The following is a 25,654-nucleotide window of genomic DNA, read 5'->3' as shown; positions in this document are numbered from 1 at the left end:
CTCTCTTTTTTCCGCGCGATTTGCCGGTTCGCCGGCATTTTCGGTGCCGCCCGGGCGTCGGAATGTATGTGTTATTTATCTGCAGGAGTTCAAAAAATTACACACGGATTTTCTGAAACGGAAAATCACCGGGCCGAGTCAAAGCGGCAGGCCTGATCCTTTAGGTGAATATCATGATGGAAATGTTAGCAAAAGATTACATGACAAAGGATGTTGTCACGGTCGAGATCCCCTCGGGCCGCGATGATGTTTTGCGTATTCTCAAGCGGACCGGGATCAGCGGTGTTCCGGTAACCAAAGGCCCGGAGAAGAAACTTCTCGGAATCGTTACCAGAAAGGATATTCTTCGTAAGCCTGAAGAGACCCAGGTCGCTCTTTTGATGTCAGCAGAACCGCTGACGATCCGCCCGGATGTTACACTTTCGCAGGCTGCCGATATCATGACGAAGATGAATGTCCGCCGTCTGCCGGTGGTCGAAGGCGAGAATCTTATCGGGATCCTGAGTGTCTCCGATTTGGTCGGCGCGGTGGCAAAACTCCGGGACGTTCGCGAGATCAGGGACGGGTTTGTGAGCAAAAGGACGTATGCTCTCTGGGAGGAGACTCCTCTGCCGGTCGTCGGCAGGATCATGGAACTGGCGCACACGGATGCGATGCCGATTCTGAATTCGGAGAATAAGCTGACCGGTATCATTTCGGAGCGCGATCTTATCAGATGTTCGAGTATCGAGGATGATGTGCAGACGAGCGACTTTTCGACCGGGACGGATGATGATGAGTGGACCTGGGAGAGTATCCGGGACAATCACACGATCTCGTATGGTGTCTCGAAGGTCGAGCTCCCGAACCGGCCGGTGAAGGTGTGTATGGTTCGCAAGGTCATCGCAGTCCCCAATAATGCGGAAGTGAGTGACTGCGCTCTCAGGATGAAACGGGGTCGTGTGGATCAGCTGCCGATCATCGATAATGATCAGCGTCTTTCGGGGATGCTGTTTGACCGGGATCTGATCCGGGCGCTTATCGAGTAACGTTTTTCCTCTTTTCTTTTTTTCCTGAATGGGAAGGTATATTAGTGTTCTTCTCCCAGTTGTAATTATGACAAAACCGGTATTATACGACTTCTTCGCCACCTGGTGCGGACCCTGCAGAATCCAGAGCCCGATCGTTCACGATCTTGCCAAGAAACTTGGTGATAAGGTGGATGTCCAGATGGTCGATGTGGATGAGCACGGGGACCTTGCAAATAAGTATTCGATCAGTGTTGTTCCAACGCTCATTATTGAGAAGGACGGGAAGGTCATCCAGCGGCTGGAGGGCGTGACCGATGCAGCAACGCTTGAGAGTCTGCTTTTAGCTCTTATCTGAGTGAGCGGCTTAACGGTTCACTATTCTTTTTTTACAGTCAGCGCTAATACATTAGCATGACTCCGATTTCTGTAGAAGTGATTGGCTATACGTACCGGCCGTGCGGCCCGTTTCCCTGTGATAAGGACCGGTCCTGCGGGCTTGTTGACTGTTTTGAGAAGGAGACGCTGGGGTTTGCGTTTCCGGCACTGGAAAAAGCGCTGAAAGAGAAGTACGGGGACCGGGTGTCGGTGACCCTTACGCCGCTGGATGAAGGGATCCCTGAACGGGTGGTTGAACTTGTCCGGATCGATCATCCGCCGCTGCCGATCATTTTGGTGAACGGGAAGGTTGTGCCGGTGGGCGCAGTTTCGGTACCGAGGATCTCAGAGTATATCGATTTGGCACTCTGAGCCCCATACTCGTTCTTTTTTTTATAGGAGTGACGCGGTGTTGTGATCTTGACCAAGAAATACTGACATATTTATAAGTTGTACTTCGATTTCGTGTATGGGATTCATGTGGAGACTTGAGAAATCCACCGCGAATAATCGCGAATAATCGCGAATCGCATTTTTCCTGTTCCGCCCTCTTGACCTTCGGTCGCGTCCCTACGCTACGCCTGATCGGCTCCGCGTGGCCGGGACGGCGGAACGAAAAATGCTGGAAAACCCGCGTCGCGGGTTTTCTTTAAAGATTCTCAAATCTTTGTAATAATTATGCAGATTGGTTTTTAATCAGGAGAAAACCCGCGACGCGGGTTTTCCAGCATTTGTCCAAGAGCCAAAGGCTCTTGAGACGTCTCACGAGCTTTCAGCTCGTGGACTTTCCACGCTGGCGTTCCGTCCACGCGGAGCCGATGAGGCGAAGCGTAGGAACGCGGCCGAGGAGTGAAACGACGAGGACAAGAAGACAGCGTAAGGAAAATGCGATTCGCGAAGATTCGCGGAGATTCGCGGTTAAATAATCTCAGGTATCTAAACAAATACGGTACACGAAATCGAAGTACATCCCATAACTAAGTTAGCCATTTAGTTGAGAGAACAGCGCGTAAGTTCTAATGGAAATAGAAAAATAAGAAGTTATCTGTAGGTTTTCGTCAGATGCAGGACTTTGCAGCAGTGTTCCGCGAGCGAGGTGTAGAGATATGCCTGGTCGAGGTCTTTGCCGCCCGCAAAGGTCCCGTGTCCTTTGGCGATGACGATGTTTGCCGATGCGAGTTCGTCTGCGACGACATCGGCAAGCTGCTGTGATCCGCAGGGTCCGTCAACGACCTGGATCGTCGGGGCAAGCAGTTTTCCTTCGCTGTCAATGGTCGTGATCTCGGCATCGCCAAGAAGGGAGAGGGCCACCGCATACGGCGGGTGGGCGTGGACGATCGCCTGATGTTGTGAGGCATTGTAGACCGCGGTATGCACCCGCCATTCGCTGGAGGCGCTCGGCGTGACCCGGCCGTTTAAGGGCATCAGAACGATCTGTTCGGGATCTGCATCGAGGTAGGATCCGGTTTTTGTGATAAAGTATCCTTCATTGGCCCTGACACTCATATTCCCGAAGTTGCCGCCGACCAGATGTTCCTGAAACAGCCTTTTCCCGATCCGCGGAAAGTCGGGCTGCATTTCAGTGTCCCAGGCTCATCAGCCGGACGAGAATGGCTTTCTGGGCATGCAGGCGGTTCTCCGCCTGATCCCAGACCCCGCTCTGCATGGAGTCGATGACTTCATCGGTGATCTCTTCGCCCCGGTGTGCCGGCAGGCAGTGGAGAACGAGAGCGTCCGAGGCTGCCTTGTTCAGCAGCGCGGTGTCGAGCTGATAGCCGACGAAGTCTTTGAGTTTGGACTCTTTGATGTCCTCTTCGCCCATCGATATCCAGGTGTCGGTATAAATTGCATGGGCATCGGTCACGGCCCGCACAGGGTCGTCGTAGACGGTGACTTTGCCGCCGTTTTCTTTGGCGAATTTCACCGCTGCCGGATCGGGTTCGTAGCCTTTCGGCGTTCCGACCGCGATCTCCATACCCGTCTGGACGGAGGCCATGATGAGCGAATTGCAGACATTGTTTCCATCGCCTATCCACGCGATCTTCAGCCCGTCTAAGTTGCCGAACTTTTCCTTGAGGGTGAGTGAATCGGCCATGATCTGACAGGGGTGTTCCTTGTCGGAGAGAGCGTTTATGACGGGGATGGATGCGTATTTCGCGAACTCGGTGATGGTTTCGTGTTTGTAGGTCCGCATGATCGCCCCGTGAACATACCGGGACATAACGCGTGCCGTATCGGCGACGGTTTCTCCCCGGCCGAGCTGGGTCTCTTTGGCGTTGAGGTAGAGCGCATAGCCTCCCAGGTCGTACATGCCGACGTCAAACGACATCCGGGTCCGGGTGGACGCCTTTTCAAAGATCATTGCCAGGGTTTTTCCGGCGAGGAGGGGGTGGGGAACGCCGGCATACCGCTGGCGTTTGAGCCGGGCGGCCAGGGTGAGTATGTCTTCATACTCTTCGGCGGAGAGGTCGGTGATCGAAAGAAAGTCTTTTTTCATGAGCGAAGTTCCTTCATGTGGGCGATGCGTTTTGCAAACAGGGTCTCGGTTCCGATGTCGCTTCGGTATCTGACGTTTCCGGTGACGTTTCTGCAGGCCGCTTCCGCATATTTTTCCGCTTCGGCAAGACCGGCGCCGACGCCGACATAGGCCATGGTCCGGGAGGTGAGTGTTTTCAGAACGCCGTTTTCCAATTCAACGTTTGCGTAGTAGAGGATGGTATTTTCCGCCGGACCCGGGGTGATAACGTCGCCTGCATGGGGTTTGTCAGGGTAGCCGGTCGGCACGAGATATTTGCAGACCGTGGCTTTCTTTTCAAAGGAGACGTCCTCTGCTGAAAGCGTGCCGCTGATGATGTGTTCTGCGATGGTGAAGAGGTCGGAGTTGAGGATGGTCAGGACGTTCATTGCTTCGGGGTCGCCGAACCGGGCGTTGAACTCGATGACTTTGGGGCCGGTTTTTGTGTTCATGAACTGACCGTAGAGGATGCCTTTGTAGGGGCTGCCTTCTTTTGCGAGGGCGTTGACGGTTGCCTGCATGATCGAAAGGGCACGGGCGTAGTCGGTCTCGGTGACGAAGGGGAACGTGTGGTCTTCGAGCGAGTAGGAGCCCATTCCGCCGGTGTTTGGACCGACGTCTCCTTCGAATGCCCGTTTGTGATCCTGAACGAGCGGCATGGGAACGAGGGTTTTGCCGTCGGTGAATGCCATTAAGGTGAACTCTTCGCCGAGAAGACGTTCTTCGAGGATGATGACCTGATCTTTCAGGGTCATGGCATATTCGACGGCGCCTTCACGGTCGACCTGTTCGCCCATGACTTTGACACCTTTTCCGCCGGTAAGGCCGGTGGGTTTGACGGCGAGGTCGCCGGGATATTGCCGGATAAATGCGGCGGCTTCCTCCGGGGTTTTGCAGAGTTTGTAGGCCGGGCAGCCGTCGATTCCGTGCTTATTCATGAGTTCGCGGCAGAAGCCTTTGTCGGTTTCGATCCTGGCGGCTGCTTTGACCGGACCAACGCAGCCGATGCCTTCTTTGGTGAGGGCGTCGGCAAGACCTGCTTCCAGCGGAGCTTCGGGGCCGATGAAGGCGTATTGGATATTGTGTTCTTTGGCGAAGGCTCGTACTGCCGGAACATCCGTTTCTGCGTGGATGAGGGTTTCCCTGGCTATTTTGGCGATGCCGGGGTTCTTTTTACCCATGACGGAGTAGAGTTCGACGTTCGCATTTTTGGTGAGTGCTAAGCAGATGGCGTGTTCCCTTCCGCCACCTCCGGCCACTAGTATTTTCATATCCTTATCTATGGCGCGTCAACAGTCAAATAATGTTTCCACGAACACGGGATTTCCTGCGTGTCTGCAGACCTGATTCTGCTCTCCGGCAAGGAAATCTGTTCGCCCTGCCGCCATTTTCCGGCCGGGATGGCCGGATATCGATCCAGGTGTCATGTCTGCAGGTTCATTCGTCTTCGAAGGAGAACAGCTCCTCGACCGGGATCTTGAGGATCTTTGCCAGTGTGAAGCCGAGTTTGAGCGAGGGATTGTATTTGCCTTTTTCCAGATGGACGATCGTTTCTCTGCGGACGCCTGCGCGTTCTGCGAGTTCTCCCTGGGTCATTGCGAGTTTCTGCCGGCATTCGCGGATCTTTGTCTGCATCACTCCTCCCGGGATCTGACGTTTTCCGCCATTTCATAGATGACCAGACGGAGAATAAATACCATGACCGAAAAGACGAACACCAGAGTGAACAGGGTCGGGATCAGGGCAGGATCGCCGAGCAGGACGACTGCACAAAGGGCTGCGCAGAACAAGACGACCGAGGTAAAAAATGCGGTCGTTGCGGCTTTTTTTACATAGGTGTCAAAGAGTTCGTCGTATTTTTTCAGGGCATAAGTGAAGAACACAAAGAATCCAAAGAATCCGAAGTATCCAAAATTCCCGGTATAGAATCCGAGAAAGCCGAGGAACCCGATAAGTCCCATCAGTGCGATCATATTCATCTGTGATGTATTTGTCACAATATGTTATAAATATGTAACTTGAAAAAAGTTATGCGAGGAGTTCGCTTGCTTTGACGAGCGCGTGCAGCGTGACTCCGTCTGCTGCGAGCAGTTTTTCTGCCCCGCCTTCCCGGTCGACTACGGTTATGACCGTATCGATCAGAGCGCCGGCTTTTCTGAGTTCATCAACGCCGTACTTTGAGGAACCGCCTGAGGTCGTGACGTCTTCAATTAAGATGACGCGTTTTCCTTTGACGTTTCCGATGATCATTTCATTTTTCCCATGGTCTTTTGCTGCCGCCCGGATAACGGCGCAGGGTTTGTCTGCTGCCAGAGATACTGCTACGGCGAGCGGGACCCCTCCGACGGCCACTCCGGCGATGCACTCGAACTCGAAGGAAGCAGCGACCTCCGCGGCGATCTCTTGAAGCAGTTTCGGCTGCATGATCGCTGTTTTCACATCGATGTAATACCTGCTTTGGGCACCGGACGCGAGGGTGAAATCCCCAAACTCCACTGCCTTATACTGAACCAGAAGATCTAATATTCTGTTTACCATGGTACGTCCTTTAATCCGAGTAAGTATCCGATAATATTTGTTCCTCTATGTAATAGAGGTGACAGTATGAGGATCGCAATTAAGGTCGCGATGAAGAATCCGGCCGAGTCGAAGTTCTCGGCAAACCAGCCGATGTTTCCGGTCACGAGCAGAGCGAGCGTCATCAGAACAAGGGATCCGACGACCATGTCATACATGTCGGCGATCGGCCATTTGGCTCCCCGGTCCTTTCCCATCCTGCGCTTGAAGTAGCTCTTGATCATGTCACCGAGAAGAGCGCCGGCAGCCAGGGAGAAGATGGTTACAAGGGTGTGTTTCGGCAGGAAATCCAGCTGGAAGCAGTCAACCAGAAATATCTGGACAAGACCGAAGATGATACCGACAATAATACCGCCGATCAGTCCGCGCCATGTTTTTCCGTCGCCGAGGATCCGGCGTCCGTCTTTTGCACATCTGCCGAAGTCTACCGGCGTTCCTCCGCCGAGTAAAGCGGCGGCAGGATTTGGAATGTAGGCCGGGATCATGATCCAGACTGCCCAGAGGCATGCCATTGCGGCTGTCATCAGAAGTTCCATACTCAAACTCTCACTCTCATTCTTTTATAGTTACACGCGAATTAGTATAATACTTCTATTTCAAGGGAGTTAACCATGACGCTCGTAAAGAAAACCAAAAGCCTGTGCCCCGTCTGTGGTAAATTGCTTGACGCGGAGATTACTGAAAAGGACGGCGCAATATGGATATGCCGGACCTGTCCTGAACACGGGTATGCAGAGACCCTCTACTGGTCGGATGCTGCGATGTACCGGAGGTTTGACACGTATGACCGCGTCGGCAGAGGTGTCGAAAACCCGAATGTGACGCTTTCCGGCGAGTGTACGACCCGCTGCGGGCTGTGTGCGAATCATAAATCCGGCACGCTTCTTGCAAATATCGACGTGACGAACCGATGCAATCTGAAATGCGAGTTCTGTTTTGCCAATGCAAAAGCATGCGGGTATGTGTATGAACCGACCTTCGATGAGATCTCCTCGATGCTGGCGCTTCTCAGGAACGAAAAACCGGTCCCGTGTCCGGCAGTTCAGTTTTCCGGCGGAGAGCCGACGATGCGAGATGACCTGGCGGAGCTCATCAAAAAAGCCAGGGAACTTGGATTCAGTCAGGTGCAGATGGCTTCAAACGGGGTCAAGCTTGCCCAGAATCCCGAGCTGGCAAAGACGCTTCGTCAGGCAGGACTTTCGACGGTGTATCTCCACTTTGACGGTATTTCCAAAGAGACGAACCCTCTTCTGGAAAAGACCAGTCTTCCGGCGATCGAGAACTGCCGGAAAGCCGGTCTGGGCGTTGTGCTTGTCCCGACGATCATTCACGGGCAGAATGATCATGAGATCGGGGGCATCATCCAGTTTGCCGCGAAGAATGTCGATATCGTCCGCGGGATCAACTTCCAGCCCGTCGCTTTCACCGGCGCGGCAAAAGCGGATGATGTGCAGCGTGAACGGGTCACGATCCCTGATATCACCCGGTGTGTCGAGGAACAGATGGGCGGGCAGCTGAAGTCTTCCGATTTCTATCCGATCCCGTCGGTAATGACGATCTGTGATCTGATCGAGGCATATACCGGAAAGCCCCAGATCATGTTCTGCGCCCATCCCCACTGCGGGGCGGCCACCTACGGATTTATCAACGATGACGGGGATATCGTCCCGATCACGCGGTTTGTCGATGTGGATAAGTTCTTTGCCGAGGCAAATCTGATGGCGGAGAAGTTCAAGACCGCCGGCAAGACCGGGAAGTATCTGGCGATGGCGTCGGGTCTTGGCAGGATCAACAAGGCTCTTACAAAAGAAGAGGTCGAGGGGATCAGGATCGATCTGAAGAAACTGATCTACGATGCTCTCGTCAAACATGATTACGAGTCGCTTGGCAAGTTCCATGAAAAAGCGCTCTTTATCGGGACGATGCATTTCATGGACGCCTTCAACTATGACACCGACCGTGTTTCCCGGTGCTGTATCCATTATGCGACGCCGGACGGCAGACTGATTCCGTTCTGTACATATAACAGCGGGCCGACGTATCGGGAAGAGGTCTGGAAGAAGGGCGCAAAGCCGTTGAACGAGTAAGGTGGGCTGATGGGGTTTTGGAACCGTGAGGGTGTCTCCCCCTCGGGAACACTTTTTTCCTGGGATGAGCTTTCCCGTATTTCACGAAAAGGCGCACTGCTTTCTGCTCTGAAAGAAAAAGGTCAGCTGTATTCTCCGGAAGATCTGGAGCTGATGCTTAACCGTTATGCAAAAAAGCTTGAGAATGTGCCCAAAGACTACGGCGATTCTCTGCTGTATTATGCCCGGATCCAGATCGTCGACGGGTATCACCGGATGATGACCGATGAGCTGAGCGAGATCCGGGGGGCCGTTCCCCTTGCTTCTTCATGGAAGAAGTTCACGGCGGATGCAAAGGCGGCGGCATCGAAAGGAACGCCCGGTGACCGGCTTCGCTCTCTCAAATATCTGATCGCCGCCTACACGGTTTACATCAGGGAAGAGCCGGTTCACCCGGTCGGTATGCCGTTTCCCGGCGGGTTTTCCGTTGAACTGTATGACGGGGGGTATTACTGCCCGGTCCGCGCTGTCTGGAATGATATCGATGATGCATTCTGTAAATTCTGTCCCGCGATCCAAAGCAGGGAACGCGATCTTCTTTTGTCGAAATCCGAGCGTGATATTGTGACAAAAAAAGAGAAACTCAATAATTATTTTTATAATTTTAAAGGATAACTTTCCTTGACCGGCTTCTGCCCGGTCAACCATATATATTTTAACCAGACGGCACCAACTAACTACTGCAATGAACAGTGGCATCTGCCCGAAATGTGGTTTACCAAAGGAACTCTGTATTTGTGAAGAAGTCGCAAAAGAACAGCAGCGTATAAGTGTTAAAGTCAGCAAGAGACGGTACGGCAAAGAAGTGACGGTTGTCGACGGTCTCGATCCGTACGAGATCGATTTAGAGGATCTGTCCAAGTTTCTCAAAGGCCGGCTTGCATGCGGAGGCACCGTGAAGGAAAACTCTATTGAGCTTCAGGGAAATCATCGTGACAGAGTAAAAGCTCTTCTGACGTCACGCGGATACAGTCTCGAAAATATCAATTAACCATATCCAATATTTTTCATCCGCTCTTTTTTCTGTAGAGAAACGGCCTTAAAAAAAATAGTTAGCTTTCGATGAATTCCTTGATCTTCTGATACAGGAACTCATTTACTTTTTCGATCTCTTCTTTGCTGCCCCGGAATGCCAGGAGTTCACGTTCGTCGTTGACCATGTTGGCATAGTTCAGCGGGCGGGTGACTCTGACAAGTTCGACGTTGAATTTCAGCGCCGCGTCGCGAATGACCGTTCTTGGAGTGCCCGGGGGGATAACTAAATCAAATTCTTCGTCTGCCATATTACTTACCTATCTTTTGGCGTTTTGCCATTATACAATGTCCGCCCCGGACCCCGCCGATCGGGCATTTTGGATTGCCGATACTGTTCATACACCGTCCCATCAGCGCTGCTCCGCGGGCGAGTCCGTCGTCGACGAAGACGAGGTGATCGACAGCATCGTCATAGATGCCGCGCTCTATCACGCCTTCAAGGATGTACTGGGGTTTGTTTCCGGAGATGATCGCACGGCCGGTGAATCCGATCGAGCTGTTTTTCGGGAGGAAATTTCGTTTGATACAGAGGTCGATGATCTTGAGCGCGACGTTTGCACAGACCCGGTCGCTCACTTCCCGGACGACCTCCTTATTTTCGTTTTTGGCAATGTCGGCTCCGATGGATTCCAGGTCGGCTGTCCGATCACCGTTCACGCCGATATCGACGCCTATCAAAACGATGCCCGAATCTTCGGCGACATCGGCGCAGACGGGAACTTTTCCGAAATGCGTGCGGTCACGCGGAACTTCGGTGACGTCGATGATCTCCATGCAGCGTTCGACGTAGGGCAGTGCTTTTTTCGTTGCACGGGTCGAGGAGGGTTTGCATTTTTCGCCGAACAGGTCGAGCGCGGTTCCTTTCTTTTTATCGACGAGACCTGTTCCTCTGATGATCGCATCTGGTATGGCGCCGGCGAGGCCGCAGAAGTTTCCGATGGTTTTTGCAAACGGATTTTCCGCTTTGGAATCGACATCGCTGGTGATACGGCCGTCAAGCGTTGTTCCAAAGTCCATGGAGATGCAGGGGTTTCTGAAGTCGACGCCTGTCCATTTGGCGCCCTCTTTTATTCCTGCCATTGCGAGTTCCCCTTCCATCTCGTTTGCGACCATCTCGACACCGGTGGATCCGATCGGGGGCATTACGCCGGCGATTGCTCCGGTGAAAACGAGCCGGTCGGCATAGGAAAAGTCTCTGAGTTTTTTCGGCAGGCTGTTGATCCCCATCGGGGGGGTCATCTTTTTTGGCGGGACGCCGGCGAGCAGGCATCCGTTTGCGAGTGCCTTGACGAACTCGCCGACCTGATCGGGCGAGTCCATTGCGGCCACTACGCCTGTACTTCTGACAACGAAGTCGAGTTCATCCTTGATGCTCAGATCTGCATCTTTGTGGCATTTGATCAGCGTGTCTTTGACAAGTTCGGTGACGGATTCCCGTGTGAGTTCCGTTCCGTCAAGGGTGGCTCCAAAGACTTCTTCTCCGTTTTTTGGTTTTCGAACGTCCCTGCTCATGGAAACGGTTTTGTTGATGATATAGGATTTTCCGGTATCAAGGTTCGTACCTGTCAGGATGCATTTGGTGGTGGTGTTTCCCATCTCTACGGATGCGACGATGAAATAAGGATTGGACTTGTATTCGGGCACCTGCATTCCTGCCCCGTGACCTGTCGAGGGCGGCGGTACACTCTCAACGATCCAGGGTTTCTTTGCAGCGAACCGGTCAAAAAAACCTGCCGACATAATACACTGAATCTGTATGCAATGGGGAAATAGGTTTCGTTATTGATTGGCTGGGTAAAAAAGAGGGTTATTCAAGTTCGTCGAAGACCAGTTCATAGATCCAGTCTTCAAGCATTTTGCAGTGTTCGACGGTGCACTCTTCATCACATGCGACGCACGGGACGATATGCTCCCCTGCCATCAGGAGGTTCGGGTCGACCGCCTGGGAGGTGTGGACGATGGTGATGAGGTAGGTCCTCGTCCCGTCCTTTTTGGTCTCTTCCCGGGCGATGAGGCCGGCATCCTCGAGTTTTTTGAGGATGCGCGAACATGTGCGGCTGTCCACCTCGATAGCTTTCCAGAGGTCACTCTGCAGAACACCTTTGGGATGCTCTTTGAGATAGGCAAATGTTTTTTCGTCCGCTTCGTTTAGTTCAGTTTCTCTGGACATATTCAGTTCAGCGGAGAGATGGTGAGGATGTTGTTTCCGCGGATGACGACGGTGCCGATGTTTCTTCGGCCGTTTGCGGTGATCTCGACGGTCTCTTCGAGGTGAAGGTTGAGATACTCGTCCATTGCGACGAGCCGGCCCTCGAATTTACATCCTTCATCTTTTATCTCCACGGAAATTTTTGAGTCAACGAGCGAGTTGACTTTTTTTATCGGAAGGACAATGCTGGATACCATATCTCTAAGTGTTAGTTATATGACATAATTAATCTGTTCTTTTGTGACAAGGCATGCCTAAAGGATCAGGGATCTTACGGTCGGAAGGCTGCGGAGTTTCTGAATCGCTTCTGCCGGGATCACGCCGTCGATTATGATGACAAGGCGCGGTGTTTCGACCACGTAGGGGTCGGTGACGAAGATCTGCCGGAGCGTGAGGTCGTAGGAGGCAAGGACGTCAACTGCCGAGGAGACGATGTTTTTGTCGCCGGCATTGTTCGGGAGGATGGTGATCACCGAGAGCCCGAGGTTTTTGGCAACGTCCGTCAGGTCGGGAGTGACGCGCAGACGGGAAAAGAGGGACTGCAGTTCATCGATTTCGATGATCCGGCGAAGGGTGGCGTCCACGACCCGCCTGTCGACTTTTATGACTCGGGAAAGGGCGGATGCCGATATTTCTATGCCGTTTACTATGGTTTTTCCTTCGGGAGAGACGCCGAACCCGTTTTCAAGAAGAAAACGGACGACTCTCTGCTGCGAGGGGGAGTCCTGGAACTGATCAAGTATTTTCCGCCACATTGTATCTTTGTGTCTATCACGGAATACATATATACGCTTCCCTGGATTTTTGTACAGAGGTGACCCGGATCTCTGTGTAAATCCAGCAGATTTATTTACTTGACTGACCCACATGTATAGGTCGCACAGTGCGAGGGTAGCCAAGCCAGGTCAACGGCGCTAGCTTGAGGGGCTAGTCTAGTAGTAGTTCTTGGGTTCGAATCCCATCCCTCGCATATGGATGTGATGTTTTTGCATTCAGATTTCTTTTGATTCGTTTTGTACATTTTTGTTCGGAGGTTTACCTCCGTCAGATTTCCATCTTCGACTATTTCTTCCAGCTCTTTTTCTTTGACATTTTCATAAAAGAAACCGCGATTGGTTGTCAGGTTTCTGCATATCCTTTAATAATTCGCCGGATACCTTATTATCAGGAACAAAAGAGCCATGGCAGAAAATCCGAAGGAGGTTTCCGACAGACCCGTTATCGGCCTTGAGAAGGAGCTCCAGGAAATCAATGAGGCCGTTGAACGGTTTGGGGACGGGGTGCCGGCGCACATCGCGATCGTTTCCGAACCGCTTGGCGGCAGGACAACGATCGCCAATGAGATCCGGCGCCTTTACGGCGAAAGGGTCACCTATCTCCCGCTGAAGTTCGTGATGTCACCCTCCTCCCTCCCGGATTTTTCTGCCAGTCCGGGGGATATTATCCTGATAGACAACTGCCGTCTGCTTGCAACGCGGAGGATCGGCGGTTTCGATGTGCTTGATGCATTTTTGCTTGCCCTGATCTCTTCAAAGAAACTCTTTATCACGACATGGAATATGTACAGCTGGCAGTATCTTTCGGCAGTGATGAACATCGAGGCATATTTCTCGACCGTTATCGTTCTTGCGAGGATGGACGCGCCCGATCTCAAACAGGTGATCATGTCCAGGTATAAGCCCGGGGAGATCCGGTTTATCAACGACGGGGTTGCTGAGCGCTCGATGTTTTTCTCTCTGGTCCATAAACAGGTCCGTTTGCCGCTGAAGGGTGCTGAAGTATCCATTCCCTGGATAAAACTGAACTTTACTCTCATGCTTCGACGGCTCCCCAGAAAAAAACGCATCCAGATATCCATTGAGGACTTGATATTTGAAAAGATCAACAGGATCTCCCGGGGAAATCCGGGTGTGGCCGTCCATCTGTGGGAGGCGAGCCTGGAAGATAATGTTATTTCACTGAATGCGATCAATGAGACGACCTATTCCATCAATCTCGATACCAGTGAATCATTCATCCTCACGATCATTTTGTCGATGAAATCCCTGCAGGAGGATGATCTGATCGCGATCGTCGGGTCGGAGATGGATATCCGGCGTGTCCTCTATCGTCTTGTCTGTGAGGGGCTTGTGAGGAATGATGACGGGTATTACAGTATTCCGGCGTTTGCACTTGAGCCGGTTGCCGAGTACCTGAAAAAGACCAGGAGACTGTGGTGATCATGGCTGATACGCTGCTTACAAATGTTACAACGGGTGTCGTCACCGAACTCCCGTTTAAGACCTTCGACCTGAATCTTGTTCTCTATATTGTATTCATCATCGTCTTCGCCTACGTCCTGAACCGGCTGCTCGGTTTTGTTCTGACCCATATCTCGGAACGGATGGGCTGGCACCGGACCACGGTGACCATGGTGATCCCGCTTCTGAAGCTTATCGTTTCGGTGACCGCCCTTTATTACATCATAATTGCCGTTATCGAGCCTTCGCTGACCCAATTGATCGCCTTTTCGGGTCTCTTCGGCGCTGCCATCGGATTCGGCTTGAAGGATGTTTTTGCCGATATCATCGGGGGGATCGTCATCATCTTTGAAAAACCCTACCAGATCGGCGACAAGGTATCCATCGGAGGTACGTATGGAGAGGTGAAAAACATCGGGATCCGTTCTACCCGTTTGCAGACCCCTGATGATGAACAGGTTTCGATCCCGAATGTTACGGTATTCAGTCAGCCGGTGACCAGCGGGAATGCGGGGGATCTTGCTATGATGATAGTCATCGATCTCTATATCCATCCGGAATCCGATGCAGAGATGGCTATGAAGATCTTTAAAGAGGCGTTGGTCACATCAAAATATGTGATCATCTCGAAAAAATATACTTATACCGTGCTTCTTGAGGATTTCCCGTTCTACATGCGTGTCCGGGCAAAGGGGTATGTCAATGATCTCCGGCTCGAGTTCGAGTTTAAATCGGAAGTTACCCGGCGGGCGTGGTCGGAGTTCAGAAAAGCAGGGATCCGGCCGCCGGTGTTTGTTCCCGCTGCGGGGGATCAGGGTAGTTTGCCGGGTGAAGCTGCGGCATAATTTGATTTTCAGGCAGTCGTCATAACCATTTCACAAAACTCGGCATCCAGTCCCCCATCTGATAACGACCGTACTCAAAAATACTGCTGTCCATCAGCTGTCAGAAAAAAGGAGACGGGTTATTTCATTTTCCTGTGACGTTATCCTTCTCCAGATACGAACGGATCCGATCACCCACATTCTTTCTGAGGTTCCCGTAAAAGACCGCATAGTCGTACATGTGGTAGACACCTTCCGGGAAGGTGACACTGGTCGCCGGTAATTCTTCCGGATTGGAAATATTCGTTATCACCAACGCGTTGTGTATGATTTGAGCTGCTGCAAAGTTCGGGTATCTGTCCGGATTTTTTGGATGCTCATGTTTAAAGAACACTGCTTCTATATTTTCCGAAGCAGGTACAAACGTGGTATCGGTTGTCCAACTCAGAGGATTTACCACAAACGTTCCGGGAATGATCGTTGGCCCCTCCTTTTCCTTGTCATCTGCATCGGATATCGTATTATATGTGATAAAACATTCCGTTTCCGTTGCAGATTCACAGATTTTCATCAGGGGATTTTGTTCGAGATCCGACGGTGTGATCGAATACCCGATAACATACGCCGCTACAAGTCTCTTCAGGGATCCTGCATCGCCGGTCAGGAGCTCTCCTGCTTTTGAGAGTTCAACGACCCTGACCGATCCCTGACTGTGGGCCGCGAGAATAATGGGGCGTTCGCCTTTGTTGAAATGTTTCAGAAAATAGTCAAATGCACGGATGAGGTCCTGCTGTCCCAGATCAAAGATAGGTTTTGCCTCGGTCAGCATCAAAGGATTTATTTTTACATTGTTCTGCCGGTAAAACGGTGCGTAAATATTTGCCTGCCCGTCGAATATGCTGGCCTGTTCCACGAGTGTCCAGTGCGCTTTCTCCCGTAATGCCGCATTGCTGATATCCATCAGATAGGTCACATTGTCGGAGAGAATGGTAGGATACACCCAGAACACATCGACCGGCTGTTTTTCCCTGCTGAAGTGTGCGGGCATTACAAGCCAGCTGTCGGGATTTGTATAATTCGGAGAGGCGGGGACATCCGTATCCGGATCAAAGGCAGGCAGTGTTCTCGGAATTCCTAACTCCCAGCCTCGCAAATCATCCAGTGTGAGTTTTCCTCCTTGGTTTACGGTCATAATCTGTTTATATGTCCAAGAAATGCATATTATTTTTGATTTGGGGTAGCTATTACCTCGCATTCTTTTGTTTTCAGAGTCTTGATCTATGATTTATCATCTTCGTCTTAGCGTATCTGCTGATTTTTATGAAAAATACGTAAAAAAAGGTGAGAGTGTTATTTTTATTTCCGGTCTGTATTCGGTCCGGCAAAGTAGAACACGCCTCTTTTTCCCCTCTGGATATGGACCGTTCCCTCTTCAAGAAGGCCGGAGAGGTATTTGGCCACTTCATGATGATGTAATCCGGTCATGGATGCGAGATCTTCGACCGTCGAAGGCCGGATGCGGAGAGTTTTCAGGATCTGTTCATGCGTGCTTTCTCCGGCTCTGCAGACATCGGGCTGCTCACAGCAGACTCCTGCCACATCTACAGGGATCTTGAGTTCGGCAAAGTATTTCCTGATATTTTCCAGCTCGTCCGGATCCGGGGCCGTGACCCAGTCCTCTGCCGCCGGCCGGTCGAGCGTGTTCAGCTGGATGCGTGCAGGTTGGATTTTATCTATAACGTCTCGAAGTGATGTCAGTTCTTCTAAGCTGGTGTTCAGATCCGGTATGAGGAAGATCTCCAGCCAGATCTCACCATGGAATTCCTTTCGAAACTCCAGTATGTCACTGATGATCGTTTTTGTTAAGAGGCCGGGATATGGACGATGGATTTTTTCAAACGTTTCCTGCGATGTGCTGGTCAGGGTAGGGATAACCAGATCCGCCTGGGATAAATCCGCTGCGACCTCCTTATTTCCCAGCAGGCTCCCGTTCGTGAGAACTGCGACTTTATATTCAGGATAGGCAGTTTTCAGGTGTCTGATGATCCGTCCGATCGAGAGGGAGAGGGTCGGTTCACCGGATCCGGCAAATGTTATGTAATCCAAAGTAGGTCTTTCTCTGAGGACCGTATCCAGCTGGGAGATCACCTCTTCGGTTGGAAAAAACTCGGCCCTTTTTGTCGTCAGACTGTTTGTCGCTCCGCATTCACAGTAGACACAGTCATATGAACAGGTCTTGAAGGGCAGAAGATCAATCCCAAGTGACCTTCCGAGTCTGCGGGACATGACCGGCCCGAAGATATGGTTTTCTGTCATTTCAATCCCCCGTATCTGTGCCAAGGGGCGTTTTTCGTCATTGGTATCTCATTTAGTGCTAAAAGATAATAATAGAATTTTTTGAGGGTCGTGCTGATAGTTTGTCTCATCGTTTTGTCTATCACCTGCAGCGTTCAGTTATCTGAATCGTTCATCAGCCCTGACCGACCCTGCGTTACCGGCGGTCTGATCGAGCCATCCTGCTTTTGCATCGGAAAACGCATCGAATGCCGGCACATAGGGTTTTATATCCAGCAGAGGTGTTCCGTCAAGAAGATCGACATTCTCTATTATCAGGACGTTTTCCTCGACCGCGATCAGTCTGACGATCGAGATTCCGATCGCATTCGGGCGTTTCGGCGCGCGTGTCGCAAAAACACCGTGCCGGGCTGTGTCCAGAAACGGCGTGACTTCGAGGGAGTATCCTTTCGATCTGTGAAATGCATAGATGAGGATTATGTGGGAGAATCCTTTCAGATCGGCAAGGCCGGCTTTCAGATCAGGACGCAGAGCGATGGTCCCGCGCACGCCTTTTGCTCCGGCCGGCTGGATCGGCATCCCTGCTGTATCGGTAAAGGGTGACCGAACGATCCCTATCGGTGTGTATATGAATGAATCCGCCTGGCATACGGTAGAACCCATCTCCTCCTCATCTTTGTTCGCGGTTTTATCCATAGTGTCTGCTTTCATTTTATTTTTTAGATTATATGCGTTTTTCGGGGTTTGTAAAGGCCAGCAGTTTCACTCCGGTGATCTGTTTGAATGACGCTCCCTGTCCGACAGCGGCGAGAACACTTTTCCCGTCGATGACACGGGATCCTGCGATAATATCCGCCCCATGCTCAAACATGACCGGAGAAAGCGGCGTCGTCGGACCCAGAACAATGACCAGAGCATTCGGATCACAAAGGTCCAGGAGGCCGTCCATCGTATGATTTACCAGAGAACTCCCGGTGATCCCTACGACATCTGCACGAGGAATGATCTCAGCAGCTGCCTCTTTAGGATACTCATCTTCCCCGGGGTGTATCTCAAGGACCTGAAGGTTTCCGACGCGTTCCCGGAGTTTTTGAATAAACGGAAAATGCCCGACAAGCGCTACCGTTTTTCCTGCGCCTTTTTCCATCAGCAGATCCGCCGCGTTTATCTCCGCCGCATTTTGTTCATTCACTTCCAGAAGCGAGTTGATGGCGGCAACGCCGATTCCTGCTTCCAGGGGATTTTTCGAGAGAGCGTATCCGGCCAGCTCCTGAGCACTTTTCTCATGAAGATGTCCCGCCTCGCGGACAACGATTGTGTGGTCGTGGACCTCCTCGCCGATAATCGTTGCAGCAAGGCCGCAGTGTGTACTGCAGACGGCTGTCCAGTGCGCTCCGATACAGACGGATCGGACGGGTACTGGTTTTTCCGGCAGATCTGCAAGCAGATCTTCAATAATACTGTTTTTGCTCATGTGATCCGTTCCTTTGCATGCTGAGTTTTTCTCTCTGCAGAGGGCAGTATGATTACGATACGATAGTTTAAATTACTTGTGCGCATATGTGTAAAATAATATTGAGGTTATATCTATCATGAAAGTATGTATTACAGCACAGGGTGCACTACTCGAGTCCAAAGTCGAAAACAGGTTTGGCCGGGCTCCGTATTTCATTATCGCAGACACTGAAACAGGATCGTTTGAAGCAGTTGTAAATCCGTTTGCCGACGGATCCGGCGGTGTGGGTCCAAAAGCCGCCAACTTGATCATAGAACATCAGGCCGGAGCTCTCATCAGTGGTCTTTTAGGGGGAAATGCAAAGGCCGTTTTAGATATGGCTGGTGTAGAACAGTTTGTCTATCAAGCTGGCGGAACGGTAAGCGATGCTCTGGACGCGTTCAAAAAGAACACGCTTGATCGGGTGAAATAACGCCCGCAGACCGATGAGATTGATTATCAATTCATTACATAATAATGAGTAAGAGTATGAAATTAGCAATAGCCAGTGGAAAAGGGGGGACCGGGAAGAGTATGACGGCCGCTAATCTTGCCTTCACCCTTGCATCGGATCGCTTGGTCAGTCTCGTTGATTGTGATGTGGAGGAACCTAATCTTCATCTTTTCTTTCCTTCCAAAACCACACCGCGTGACGTAACGCTGCCGATACCGGTGATCGATGAATCCGTCTGTACCTACTGTGGAAAGTGCGGAGAGTTCTGCCGGTACGGCGCTATCTCCGTACTGCCGAAAAAAATTCTTTTTTTTGCTGATCTCTGCCATTCCTGCGGCGGATGCACTCTTCTGTGTCCGGAGCATGCGATCCATGAAGTACCAAAACGGATCGGAACGCTCTCTGTCTCCACGCCGCTTCCCGGCCTGAAGCTGGTGACTGGCACGCTGGATTCGGGCAGCCCACTCGCCGTGCCCATTATCCACGCGGTAAAACTTGAGGCTGAATCGGATCCTCTCGTTATTCTGGACACGGCTCCTGGAACATCCTGTCCGGTTGTCGAGGCTCTTGAAGGATGCGATGCCTGTATCCTTGTTACCGAGTCAACGCCGTTTGGCCTGCATGATCTCGAACTTGCGGTTGATGTGACAAAACGTCTCGGGATTCCGGCGGCAGTTATCATCAACCGGAGTGACGGAAAGGATGAGGAGACACTCAGGTTCTGTGAACAGCAGGATCTTCCTGTTCTGCTGACGATCCCGTTCAGCCGTGAGATCGCTGCCGTTCAAAGCAGGGGCGATCTGCTCTGCCGGGCATATCCCGAGTGGCAGAAGGCGTTTCGTTTGGTCTTTTCCAAGGCTGAATCGCTTATGGAGGCAAAGTCATGATCAGGATAGCTGTTGTCAGCGGAAAGGGAGGCACAGGAAAGACGATGATAACCGCGGCCCTTTCCTGTCTTCTGAAAGGATCTCTCGTGCTTGCGGATTGTGATGTGGATGCTGCCAATCTTTCGCTTGTTCTCTCCCCCCGGCTGATCAGAACGGATCCGTTCATGGGAATGAAGGCGGCGGTGATCGACCCAGATCTCTGTACAGAGTGCGGGGCGTGTCGTGAGCACTGTCGTTTTGATGCTGTTGAGATAGATGACGGAGCCTACCAGATCAATCCTTCGCGGTGTGAGGGGTGTGCGGTCTGTACGCTCGTCTGTCCTGCTGATGCCGTGACAATGCAGCCCAGACAGACGGGCGTGATCATGTATTCGGAGGTCGATCGGGGCCATCTGGTCCATGCACGTCTCGTACCGGGTGCAGGGAACTCCGGCCTTCTCGTCCATGCAGTGAAAAAAACCGCCTTACAGGAGGACGGGGATGCCGAGAAGTTCCTCGTTGACGGACCGCCCGGGACCGGATGTCCTTTGATCTCGTCGGTGAGCGGTATGAACGCCGTGATCGTGGTCACCGAACCGAGCGTGTCGGGTCTTCATGATATGAAACGGGTCATCACCGTCTGCCGGCAGTTCCGGGTGAAGATCTTTGTCGTTATCAACCGGTATGATCTTGATGTAACGAAGACGGAGGAGACCGAGGCTTACTGTCTTGAGGAGTCAATCCCACTTATTGGGAAGATTCCCTTTGATCCGGCAGTGATATCAGCCGTTCGTGCCGGTGTTCCGGTAACGGATCAAGGTCAAGGTCCTGCGTCTCTCTCGATCTGCGGGATAGCGGATACCCTTGAAAAGGAGTTGGTAAATCTTGCCGCCCGGTAATGAAAATGATGAGTGCCGGGGAAGAAGAGGCCGCCCGCGGAGAAATCGGGGGATGTATGATTCGATACATGGCCGGTGTTATGCTCCCCAGTGTAATATCCATGAAAACACTGAAGTGGTGTATCTCTTCCCTGAGGAGATTGCCGCGCTTGACCTGATCGATATCCAGCAGCTTGATCAGGAGGAGGCAGCGCTTCGTATCGGTGTCTCCAGAAAAACCATCTGGCGTGATGTACATGAAGGGCGGCGTAAAATGGCCGATGCCATAATTCATGGAAAAGTGATCGTGATGAAGGAGTGTTCGGATCGGGGGAACGGTGCATGCCCAAAGCTGAATCTGACCATGTGTCCGAAGACGGACGGGGGGGTTTGCCCCCGTCCCTCCGGCGTGTCCGATCAGACGGATGATTCCCGACCTGATGCCTGAACCATATTTGCCGCAATAAATATCTTTATTTATTTTTACGCATATGAGTACATATGGTGCTGTAAACAGCATCAGGGAAGAAATTTTATGCCAGGATTAGATGGAACAGGACCCCGAGCAATGGGGTCAATGACTGGACGGGGCTTTGGGAAATGCCGGGGAACCGGACAGACAGAAGGTGTCATGTCAATGGAACAGGCACTTTGCGGTGCAGTGAAGCCGGGAGAATATCAGACTCAGTCTGCAGCGAAGGCACCTTTCTATGGTGCCGGTCGTGGCGGTATTCCGTGCGGCTGTGGGAACGGACGAAGATTCGGCGGCGGCAGAGGATGCCGCAGGGATTAATCCCTTTTTTTAATACCATTTATCCTACCTGTCAAAGACGTATTTGTCTGTGCGGTAAGGATTTTTTAATCGAACAGCGCCGAACTCTATTGAAACTTTTGTAAAAAAAGGGTTTGCTTAGTTCTTTACAGGTTTTTGTCCTGCAAGATAATCATCGAACCATTCGGCCTTTGGGTTTGTTGGAAACGTCATGAACTTCCCGATATCATCATCATCTGCTGCCTGATGATACCTCATGAAGACATTCTCATCATCCTTCCCAACCACCTCGACTTTTCCGGTCGAATGGGACATGATGAGCCGTGCCCGTTTTGCAAGGCCGGAGCAGTTTTTCCAGGACTCCTGCAGGATATCATATGAGGTCTCGACCGGAAGCTGGAACAGACCGTTGCCGGTTGCAGGTCTGCACTGGAAGACATAGTAGGGTGAGATCCCTGCAAAGGAGAGTTTTCGAAACAGTGTCGTCAGCGTTTCCGGATCACTGTTGATCCCGTTCAGGATGGGCGTCTGGTTGACAACAATAACGCCGGATTTCTGCAGAGCTTCTGCGGCCTCGATCGACACCTCCGTGATCTCGTTTGGGTGGTTGAAGTGCGCCATCAGATAGATGCGCTTCTCCGGCGTGCTGTACCGGGAGAGAACGAACAGGAGTTCCGGATCATTGAGGATACGGTATGGATCGTATGCCAGCATTTTACTCCCGATCCGGATGATGTTCACGTGCGGGATCTCGCGGAGTTCACGGAGAACGGATTCGAGATGCCGGGTGTCCAGCGTCAGGGGATCCCCGCCGGTCAGAAGGACATTGGTGATCTCCTTGTGTTCCCGGATATACTCAAGATTTTCGGATACGTCTCTCACGGTCTCGCGTTCGCAGGACATAAAAAGGCGTTTTCGAAAACAAAAACGGCAGATGCCGCCGCAGACATCGGTCAAAAGCAGAAGACCGGTCTGATCGTATTTATGCTGCAGGCCGGGTTTTTTGGTATAATCTTTTTCACAGGAAGGGTCATCTGATCCGCCGGATTCAAGTTCACGGGGATCGGGAACGATGATAGCTTTGATCGGGTCCCTCCGGTCTTTCCAGTCGATCAGGGACAGGTAATAGTCGTTTGCCCGAAACGGGAACACGTCGGTCACTCTCTCCATCATCTCCCGTTCTTTAGGAGCAAGCCCGACAAGATTGTCAAGCGCAGAAATCGATGTAATGTACTTTGGTTTCATTGTATCCCTCGTTTGCTGGGGTAATCTGCCCAAAGGGGGCAAACTTAATCTGTGCAAAAAGACCGGTCACATTGCCGTTAAACAGAAGATCTTAGTGACCTGATGCACAATTCTTTAAACACTTTTCTCTTGGTCATTATCATATAAACCCTTTCCGTATTTTTATCTTTATATGGGGAAACCTGCTGAAATTTGGTTGAATGTTTTCAGATATGTGGTTATATCTGCAAAAAATTGGGAGAATTTCGGAGATATGGTCTAAAGTTTTTTGTACCAGGTGTTCATGCTCTCTATCGATCCGCTGATGTTGGTGTTGTTTGGCAGCATCCCGCCGAAACGGTATCCTGCACCAGCAAAAACAGCGTTCATAGGGAGTGAGGCCGATCTGGCAATAGTATATGCGGTGATGATTCCTTCTCTTCTCATTGTCTTTTCCATCTCTTCAAGAAGGATCCCTGCAAAACTGCGCCCTCTGTAATGAGGGTCAACTGCAAAATCCGTCATCTCCGCCGTCAGACTCTCTTTATCGACCTCACAGGATGATGCAGCTGCAATTTTGTCTCCCTCTTTTATCAAAAAATAGCGTACGTTATCCTGCATGTTGGTTCTGATGTACTCCGGATCGGAGATGGGAAAGGGATAGGTGGGGAAGACTTTACGGAACAGATCTGCGAGTTTCTCGGTATCTTCTGTTCGTGCCGGCCGAAGGGTGAACCCATTAGGCAGAGATCCCCTTTCCTTTCGTCCGGTATGTTCCAGCGCTGCTGCACGTATCTCGGTAAGTTCCGTTGCATTTGCTGTTTTTCTTCGCTCGGGATCAAAGTACTTGGCCATAAATACCGCCTCTTCTTTACCCTGAAAAAAGGAGGGGATGGATGCTTCGACGACGTAACCGGCACTGGCAAACATATCCGCCGATGATGCGGGCACTTTCCCGAATATTTTGGTGTAATTTTCACGCTTGGCCAGATCGTCAGCAAATCCGATGATTCCCGGGAGATCATTTTCTGCAAGTGTCATGATATATATGCGGTTATTGAATCGACCGTGTTGGAGTATGCTGTTTCCATACTTCATAACTGAGTCAGAGGCTTTCATCATCTCTCCTTTCAATCCGTTCATTATTCTCCGGAATCAGGGTCGTCGTCTCGTCATAATCGGCGAGAAGTCTCGCGACCCCGACGACCTTGGATTCATCGGCATGTTCGATGTCCAGCTGGAGTTTGCAGGCATCACAGTTTTCATCGCAAAGGATCCGATCATAGTGTGCAGGTTCCTGATAGGTGCAGATTATCCCTTCATAATTTCGGAGCACGACTTTGTTCACCGACCAGGTCAGTAGGTAATTTGGGGAAACCGGGATCTTCCCTCCGCCTCCAGGCGCATCGACCACATAGCGCGGAACGGCAAATCCGCTGGTATGTCCGGTCAGACTCTCCATGATCTCGATCCCTTTGGATATGGGGGTCCTGAAATGACTGATTCCTTCAGAAAGATCACACTGATAAAGATAATACGGGCGTATCCGGTTCTTCACCAGCTGATGGACGAGTTCTTTCATGATGATTGGGCAGTCGTTGATCCGTGCGAGAAGAACCGACTGGTTTCCAAGCGGTATGCCGGCATCGGCAAGTTTGGCAATGGCTGATTGTGCCGAGTTCGTCATCTCTTTTGGATGATTGAACTGCGTGTTGATCCAGATCGGTTTGTGCCTTTTAAGGATGCCGACAAGTTCGTCGGTGATCCTAAACGGCAGGACCACCGGGACTCTCGTCCCGATACGTATCACCTCAACATGCGGGATAGCGCTAAGTTCGGTCAGTATCCAGTCCAAAACCTCATCACTCAGCATTAACGGATCACCTCCGGAGAGAAGCACGTCACGGATATGGGAATTCTCCCGTATGTAGGCTATACCCTCCTGAATTTTTTCACGGTCAGGAATCGAGTCTAAGTCGCCGACTTTTCGTTTCCTTGTGCAGTGTCTGCAGTACATGGCACAGGTATTACTGATAAGAAAAAGGACCCGGTCAGGATATCTGTGGGTAATACACTCGCATGGACTGTCTTTGTCCTCGGAGAGAGGGTCGCTGAGTTCATAATTTTCCACGATGAGTTCTGCAGGGGAGGGAAATGCCTGTCGGAAGATCGGATCGTTTCGATAATCCTCAGTGTCAATAAGAGAGAGGTAGTACGGTGTAATACAGAGAGGAAACTTATCGACGGTTTTTTGGAGTTGACTGCGTTCTTCCGGGTCAAATGTGATCCCCAGGACCTGCTGGACCGTGTCGATGCTTCTGATCGCATGGCGGACCTGCCATTTCCAGTTTTTCCAGTATTCTCGTGTATCTATGCCGGCATATCCTCCCTCGGGAAAGGATCCTGCCTCATTTATCGCCGCACTCCCGCATGCGGTTTTGTCCGCGGACTCTGGCGGCAGTGTCATTTACCTGCCTCCCCCGTCCAAATCGGTCCGGAGTCACTTAATTCATAATGATGATCCATCACCCACTCGGCGACAGGATCTATTCTCAGTTCGTTTCCATGCAGATCAGGCTCTGGCTCATTACTAAGCCTGACAAATGATGTAATGTACAATGAATGCATTTTTTCCTCCTCAAAGCGGTGTTCATATCCACTAAAACGTGGTAAAAATCGGTCTGTGAAAACCAGAACCGTATTGAAATACCAAAAATCACCGGCATACGGCTTCACAGTCCGGTGAACACTTTAACTTT

At 51.3% G+C, this 25,654-nt stretch carries 33 protein-coding genes and 1 tRNA gene; 14 read left to right on the top strand and 20 right to left on the bottom strand.

Annotated elements, in window-relative coordinates:
- Positions 1 to 182 precede the first annotated feature (182 nt).
- The 3 genes from H575_RS00580 to H575_RS00570 all read left to right on the top strand — a co-directional run bounded on the left by H575_RS00580 (position 183) and on the right by H575_RS00570 (position 1,757).
- The gene (locus H575_RS00580; RefSeq protein WP_042696974.1) at positions 183 to 1,028 is read left to right on the top strand and encodes a CBS domain-containing protein; all 846 of its coding nucleotides are present in this window, start codon (positions 183 to 185) and stop codon (positions 1,026 to 1,028) included.
- Between the two features lie 67 nt (positions 1,029 to 1,095).
- On the top strand, positions 1,096 to 1,365 hold the full coding sequence (locus H575_RS00575) for a thioredoxin family protein (protein ID WP_042696476.1): 270 nt from the start codon (positions 1,096 to 1,098) through the stop codon (positions 1,363 to 1,365).
- A gap of 56 nt (positions 1,366 to 1,421) precedes the next feature.
- Positions 1,422 to 1,757 (top strand): hypothetical protein, encoded by a 336-nt coding sequence (locus H575_RS00570; protein WP_042696474.1) that lies wholly within the window; start codon positions 1,422 to 1,424, stop codon positions 1,755 to 1,757.
- 669 nt (positions 1,758 to 2,426) lie between these two features.
- Here the strand turns inward: H575_RS00570 and H575_RS00565 are convergent.
- The 8 genes from H575_RS00565 to H575_RS00535 are packed head-to-tail and all read right to left on the bottom strand — an operon-like array spanning position 2,427 to position 6,962.
- Complete coding sequence (locus tag H575_RS00565) at positions 2,427 to 2,963, bottom strand: aldolase (RefSeq protein ID WP_042696472.1); 537 nt, start codon at positions 2,961 to 2,963, stop codon at positions 2,427 to 2,429.
- A gap of 1 nt (position 2,964) precedes the next feature.
- Positions 2,965 to 3,882, bottom strand: a complete 918-nt coding sequence (argF, locus tag H575_RS00560; protein ID WP_042696470.1) for an ornithine carbamoyltransferase — start codon at positions 3,880 to 3,882, stop codon at positions 2,965 to 2,967.
- Positions 3,879 to 5,171, bottom strand: coding sequence for a phosphoribosylamine--glycine ligase (purD, locus tag H575_RS00555; protein ID WP_042696468.1), 1,293 nt, complete (start codon positions 5,169 to 5,171; stop codon positions 3,879 to 3,881). The genes argF and purD overlap by 4 nt, the downstream gene beginning before the upstream one ends.
- Before the next feature lie 18 nt (positions 5,172 to 5,189).
- A complete protein-coding gene (locus H575_RS09210) occupies positions 5,190 to 5,327 on the bottom strand; it encodes a hypothetical protein (protein WP_155897818.1) in 138 nt (45 codons plus the stop codon).
- Positions 5,328 to 5,337: 10 nt separating this feature from the next.
- Positions 5,338 to 5,535: a helix-turn-helix transcriptional regulator gene (locus tag H575_RS00550; RefSeq protein WP_042696467.1), complete on the bottom strand. Its 198-nt coding sequence runs from the start codon at positions 5,533 to 5,535 to the stop codon at positions 5,338 to 5,340.
- Positions 5,535 to 5,879 (bottom strand): DUF3796 domain-containing protein, encoded by a 345-nt coding sequence (locus tag H575_RS00545; RefSeq protein WP_042696466.1) that lies wholly within the window; start codon positions 5,877 to 5,879, stop codon positions 5,535 to 5,537. Before H575_RS00545 ends, H575_RS00550 begins: the two co-directional genes overlap by 1 nt.
- A 49-nt stretch (positions 5,880 to 5,928) precedes the next feature.
- Positions 5,929 to 6,438, bottom strand: coding sequence for an orotate phosphoribosyltransferase (pyrE, locus tag H575_RS00540; RefSeq protein WP_042696464.1), 510 nt, complete (start codon positions 6,436 to 6,438; stop codon positions 5,929 to 5,931).
- On the bottom strand, positions 6,432 to 6,962 hold the full coding sequence (locus H575_RS00535) for a CDP-2,3-bis-(O-geranylgeranyl)-sn-glycerol synthase (RefSeq protein ID WP_042696970.1): 531 nt from the start codon (positions 6,960 to 6,962) through the stop codon (positions 6,432 to 6,434). Before H575_RS00535 ends, pyrE begins: the two co-directional genes overlap by 7 nt.
- Positions 6,963 to 7,088: 126 nt before the next feature.
- On the opposite strand from H575_RS00535, the gene tes reads away from it, so the two are divergent.
- From tes to yciH, 3 genes are all read left to right on the top strand, one after another.
- On the top strand, positions 7,089 to 8,564 hold the full coding sequence (tes, locus tag H575_RS00530; protein WP_042696462.1) for a tetraether lipid synthase Tes: 1,476 nt from the start codon (positions 7,089 to 7,091) through the stop codon (positions 8,562 to 8,564).
- 9 nt (positions 8,565 to 8,573) lie between these two features.
- On the top strand, positions 8,574 to 9,218 hold the full coding sequence (locus tag H575_RS08810; RefSeq protein ID WP_052319880.1) for a DUF2115 domain-containing protein: 645 nt from the start codon (positions 8,574 to 8,576) through the stop codon (positions 9,216 to 9,218).
- Between the two features lie 70 nt (positions 9,219 to 9,288).
- Positions 9,289 to 9,594: a stress response translation initiation inhibitor YciH gene (yciH, locus tag H575_RS00520; RefSeq protein ID WP_011832698.1), complete on the top strand. Its 306-nt coding sequence runs from the start codon at positions 9,289 to 9,291 to the stop codon at positions 9,592 to 9,594.
- A gap of 61 nt (positions 9,595 to 9,655) precedes the next feature.
- Here the strand turns inward: yciH and H575_RS00515 are convergent, their stop codons facing one another.
- The 5 genes from H575_RS00515 to H575_RS00495 all read right to left on the bottom strand — a co-directional run bounded on the left by H575_RS00515 (position 9,656) and on the right by H575_RS00495 (position 12,602).
- Positions 9,656 to 9,886: a hypothetical protein gene (locus H575_RS00515; protein WP_042696460.1), complete on the bottom strand. Its 231-nt coding sequence runs from the start codon at positions 9,884 to 9,886 to the stop codon at positions 9,656 to 9,658.
- A 1-nt stretch (position 9,887) separates the two neighbouring features.
- Positions 9,888 to 11,378: a methanogenesis marker 14 protein gene (locus H575_RS00510; protein ID WP_042696458.1), complete on the bottom strand. Its 1,491-nt coding sequence runs from the start codon at positions 11,376 to 11,378 to the stop codon at positions 9,888 to 9,890.
- A gap of 67 nt (positions 11,379 to 11,445) precedes the next feature.
- Positions 11,446 to 11,808: a helix-turn-helix transcriptional regulator gene (locus H575_RS00505; RefSeq protein ID WP_042696456.1), complete on the bottom strand. Its 363-nt coding sequence runs from the start codon at positions 11,806 to 11,808 to the stop codon at positions 11,446 to 11,448.
- Between the two features lie 2 nt (positions 11,809 to 11,810).
- Positions 11,811 to 12,044 (bottom strand): LSM domain-containing protein, encoded by a 234-nt coding sequence (locus tag H575_RS00500; protein WP_011832702.1) that lies wholly within the window; start codon positions 12,042 to 12,044, stop codon positions 11,811 to 11,813.
- Between the two features lie 57 nt (positions 12,045 to 12,101).
- Positions 12,102 to 12,602 carry a regulator of amino acid metabolism, contains ACT domain protein gene (locus H575_RS00495; RefSeq protein WP_042696453.1) on the bottom strand — a complete coding sequence of 167 codons (501 nt, stop codon included), beginning with the start codon at positions 12,600 to 12,602 and terminating at the stop codon, positions 12,102 to 12,104.
- Between the two features lie 130 nt (positions 12,603 to 12,732).
- Here H575_RS00495 and H575_RS00490 point away from each other — a divergent pair.
- The 3 genes from H575_RS00490 to H575_RS00480 all read left to right on the top strand — a co-directional run bounded on the left by H575_RS00490 (position 12,733) and on the right by H575_RS00480 (position 14,932).
- Positions 12,733 to 12,817: transfer RNA gene (locus H575_RS00490), tRNA-Leu, on the top strand.
- A gap of 211 nt (positions 12,818 to 13,028) precedes the next feature.
- On the top strand, positions 13,029 to 14,066 hold the full coding sequence (locus tag H575_RS00485) for a hypothetical protein (protein ID WP_042696452.1): 1,038 nt from the start codon (positions 13,029 to 13,031) through the stop codon (positions 14,064 to 14,066).
- Between the two features lie 2 nt (positions 14,067 to 14,068).
- Positions 14,069 to 14,932: a mechanosensitive ion channel family protein gene (locus H575_RS00480; RefSeq protein ID WP_042696451.1), complete on the top strand. Its 864-nt coding sequence runs from the start codon at positions 14,069 to 14,071 to the stop codon at positions 14,930 to 14,932.
- Positions 14,933 to 15,056: 124 nt separating this feature from the next.
- Here the strand turns inward: H575_RS00480 and H575_RS00475 are convergent, their stop codons facing one another.
- From H575_RS00475 to H575_RS00460, 4 genes are all read right to left on the bottom strand, one after another.
- A complete protein-coding gene (locus H575_RS00475; protein WP_042696448.1) occupies positions 15,057 to 16,103 on the bottom strand; it encodes a DUF3089 domain-containing protein in 1,047 nt (348 codons plus the stop codon).
- A 164-nt stretch (positions 16,104 to 16,267) separates the two neighbouring features.
- Complete coding sequence (locus H575_RS00470; RefSeq protein WP_042696446.1) at positions 16,268 to 17,227, bottom strand: radical SAM protein; 960 nt, start codon at positions 17,225 to 17,227, stop codon at positions 16,268 to 16,270.
- A gap of 138 nt (positions 17,228 to 17,365) precedes the next feature.
- Positions 17,366 to 17,917, bottom strand: a complete 552-nt coding sequence (gene tsaA / locus H575_RS00465) for a tRNA (N6-threonylcarbamoyladenosine(37)-N6)-methyltransferase TrmO (RefSeq protein ID WP_081406590.1) — start codon at positions 17,915 to 17,917, stop codon at positions 17,366 to 17,368.
- A 13-nt stretch (positions 17,918 to 17,930) separates the two neighbouring features.
- Positions 17,931 to 18,680, bottom strand: coding sequence for a DUF364 domain-containing protein (locus tag H575_RS00460; RefSeq protein WP_042696444.1), 750 nt, complete (start codon positions 18,678 to 18,680; stop codon positions 17,931 to 17,933).
- 118 nt (positions 18,681 to 18,798) lie between these two features.
- Here H575_RS00460 and H575_RS00455 point away from each other — a divergent pair, with 118 nt between their 5' ends.
- The 5 genes from H575_RS00455 (at position 18,799) to H575_RS09205 (ending at position 21,692) form a co-directional block, all read left to right on the top strand.
- A complete protein-coding gene (locus tag H575_RS00455) occupies positions 18,799 to 19,134 on the top strand; it encodes a NifB/NifX family molybdenum-iron cluster-binding protein (RefSeq protein ID WP_011832716.1) in 336 nt (111 codons plus the stop codon).
- Positions 19,135 to 19,190: 56 nt separating this feature from the next.
- Positions 19,191 to 20,042: an ATP-binding protein gene (locus tag H575_RS00450; RefSeq protein WP_042696441.1), complete on the top strand. Its 852-nt coding sequence runs from the start codon at positions 19,191 to 19,193 to the stop codon at positions 20,040 to 20,042.
- A complete protein-coding gene (locus H575_RS00445) occupies positions 20,039 to 20,920 on the top strand; it encodes an ATP-binding protein (RefSeq protein WP_042696439.1) in 882 nt (293 codons plus the stop codon). The genes H575_RS00450 and H575_RS00445 overlap by 4 nt, the downstream gene beginning before the upstream one ends.
- A complete protein-coding gene (locus H575_RS00440; protein ID WP_280841935.1) occupies positions 20,907 to 21,347 on the top strand; it encodes a DUF134 domain-containing protein in 441 nt (146 codons plus the stop codon). The genes H575_RS00445 and H575_RS00440 overlap by 14 nt, the downstream gene beginning before the upstream one ends.
- A gap of 120 nt (positions 21,348 to 21,467) precedes the next feature.
- Complete coding sequence (locus H575_RS09205) at positions 21,468 to 21,692, top strand: hypothetical protein (RefSeq protein ID WP_245554475.1); 225 nt, start codon at positions 21,468 to 21,470, stop codon at positions 21,690 to 21,692.
- A gap of 117 nt (positions 21,693 to 21,809) precedes the next feature.
- Here the strand turns inward: H575_RS09205 and H575_RS00435 are convergent, their stop codons facing one another.
- The 3 genes from H575_RS00435 to kamA form a co-directional block, all read right to left on the bottom strand.
- A complete protein-coding gene (locus H575_RS00435; protein ID WP_042696437.1) occupies positions 21,810 to 22,916 on the bottom strand; it encodes a KamA family radical SAM protein in 1,107 nt (368 codons plus the stop codon).
- A 258-nt stretch (positions 22,917 to 23,174) separates the two neighbouring features.
- The gene (gene ablB, locus H575_RS00430) at positions 23,175 to 23,993 is read right to left on the bottom strand and encodes a putative beta-lysine N-acetyltransferase (protein WP_042696957.1); all 819 of its coding nucleotides are present in this window, start codon (positions 23,991 to 23,993) and stop codon (positions 23,175 to 23,177) included.
- A 7-nt stretch (positions 23,994 to 24,000) separates the two neighbouring features.
- The gene (gene kamA / locus H575_RS00425) at positions 24,001 to 25,362 is read right to left on the bottom strand and encodes a lysine 2,3-aminomutase (protein ID WP_042696435.1); all 1,362 of its coding nucleotides are present in this window, start codon (positions 25,360 to 25,362) and stop codon (positions 24,001 to 24,003) included.
- Positions 25,363 to 25,654: the final 292 nt, after the last annotated feature.

It is taken from the genome of Methanocorpusculum bavaricum DSM 4179 (genome assembly GCF_000430905.1).
Taxonomy (GTDB): Archaea; Halobacteriota; Methanomicrobia; order Methanomicrobiales; family Methanocorpusculaceae; genus Methanocorpusculum; species Methanocorpusculum parvum.
Note: the sequence above shows the minus strand (reverse complement) of the source record. Positions and strands in the feature narration are given on the sequence as shown.

Coding starts and splice junctions, on each gene's coding strand:
- H575_RS00580 (WP_042696974.1), top strand. CDS start 183: ATGTTAGCAAAAGATTACATGACAAAGGATGTTGTCACGGTCGAGATC.
- H575_RS00575 (WP_042696476.1), top strand. CDS start 1,096: ATGACAAAACCGGTATTATACGACTTCTTCGCCACCTGGTGCGGACCC.
- H575_RS00570 (WP_042696474.1), top strand. CDS start 1,422: ATGACTCCGATTTCTGTAGAAGTGATTGGCTATACGTACCGGCCGTGC.
- H575_RS00565 (WP_042696472.1), bottom strand. CDS start 2,963: ATGCAGCCCGACTTTCCGCGGATCGGGAAAAGGCTGTTTCAGGAACAT.
- argF (WP_042696470.1), bottom strand. CDS start 3,882: ATGAAAAAAGACTTTCTTTCGATCACCGACCTCTCCGCCGAAGAGTAT.
- purD (WP_042696468.1), bottom strand. CDS start 5,171: ATGAAAATACTAGTGGCCGGAGGTGGCGGAAGGGAACACGCCATCTGC.
- H575_RS09210 (WP_155897818.1), bottom strand. CDS start 5,327: ATGACACCTGGATCGATATCCGGCCATCCCGGCCGGAAAATGGCGGCA.
- H575_RS00550 (WP_042696467.1), bottom strand. CDS start 5,535: ATGCAGACAAAGATCCGCGAATGCCGGCAGAAACTCGCAATGACCCAG.
- H575_RS00545 (WP_042696466.1), bottom strand. CDS start 5,879: ATGAATATGATCGCACTGATGGGACTTATCGGGTTCCTCGGCTTTCTC.
- pyrE (WP_042696464.1), bottom strand. CDS start 6,438: ATGGTAAACAGAATATTAGATCTTCTGGTTCAGTATAAGGCAGTGGAG.
- H575_RS00535 (WP_042696970.1), bottom strand. CDS start 6,962: ATGATCCCGGCCTACATTCCAAATCCTGCCGCCGCTTTACTCGGCGGA.
- tes (WP_042696462.1), top strand. CDS start 7,089: ATGACGCTCGTAAAGAAAACCAAAAGCCTGTGCCCCGTCTGTGGTAAA.
- H575_RS08810 (WP_052319880.1), top strand. CDS start 8,574: ATGGGGTTTTGGAACCGTGAGGGTGTCTCCCCCTCGGGAACACTTTTT.
- yciH (WP_011832698.1), top strand. CDS start 9,289: ATGAACAGTGGCATCTGCCCGAAATGTGGTTTACCAAAGGAACTCTGT.
- H575_RS00515 (WP_042696460.1), bottom strand. CDS start 9,886: ATGGCAGACGAAGAATTTGATTTAGTTATCCCCCCGGGCACTCCAAGA.
- H575_RS00510 (WP_042696458.1), bottom strand. CDS start 11,378: ATGTCGGCAGGTTTTTTTGACCGGTTCGCTGCAAAGAAACCCTGGATC.
- H575_RS00505 (WP_042696456.1), bottom strand. CDS start 11,808: ATGTCCAGAGAAACTGAACTAAACGAAGCGGACGAAAAAACATTTGCC.
- H575_RS00500 (WP_011832702.1), bottom strand. CDS start 12,044: ATGGTATCCAGCATTGTCCTTCCGATAAAAAAAGTCAACTCGCTCGTT.
- H575_RS00495 (WP_042696453.1), bottom strand. CDS start 12,602: ATGTGGCGGAAAATACTTGATCAGTTCCAGGACTCCCCCTCGCAGCAG.
- H575_RS00485 (WP_042696452.1), top strand. CDS start 13,029: ATGGCAGAAAATCCGAAGGAGGTTTCCGACAGACCCGTTATCGGCCTT.
- H575_RS00480 (WP_042696451.1), top strand. CDS start 14,069: ATGGCTGATACGCTGCTTACAAATGTTACAACGGGTGTCGTCACCGAA.
- H575_RS00475 (WP_042696448.1), bottom strand. CDS start 16,103: ATGACCGTAAACCAAGGAGGAAAACTCACACTGGATGATTTGCGAGGC.
- H575_RS00470 (WP_042696446.1), bottom strand. CDS start 17,227: ATGACAGAAAACCATATCTTCGGGCCGGTCATGTCCCGCAGACTCGGA.
- tsaA (WP_081406590.1), bottom strand. CDS start 17,917: ATGAAAGCAGACACTATGGATAAAACCGCGAACAAAGATGAGGAGGAG.
- H575_RS00460 (WP_042696444.1), bottom strand. CDS start 18,680: ATGAGCAAAAACAGTATTATTGAAGATCTGCTTGCAGATCTGCCGGAA.
- H575_RS00455 (WP_011832716.1), top strand. CDS start 18,799: ATGAAAGTATGTATTACAGCACAGGGTGCACTACTCGAGTCCAAAGTC.
- H575_RS00450 (WP_042696441.1), top strand. CDS start 19,191: ATGAAATTAGCAATAGCCAGTGGAAAAGGGGGGACCGGGAAGAGTATG.
- H575_RS00445 (WP_042696439.1), top strand. CDS start 20,039: ATGATCAGGATAGCTGTTGTCAGCGGAAAGGGAGGCACAGGAAAGACG.
- H575_RS09205 (WP_245554475.1), top strand. CDS start 21,468: ATGGGGTCAATGACTGGACGGGGCTTTGGGAAATGCCGGGGAACCGGA.
- H575_RS00435 (WP_042696437.1), bottom strand. CDS start 22,916: ATGAAACCAAAGTACATTACATCGATTTCTGCGCTTGACAATCTTGTC.
- ablB (WP_042696957.1), bottom strand. CDS start 23,993: ATGAAGTATGGAAACAGCATACTCCAACACGGTCGATTCAATAACCGC.
- kamA (WP_042696435.1), bottom strand. CDS start 25,362: ATGACACTGCCGCCAGAGTCCGCGGACAAAACCGCATGCGGGAGTGCG.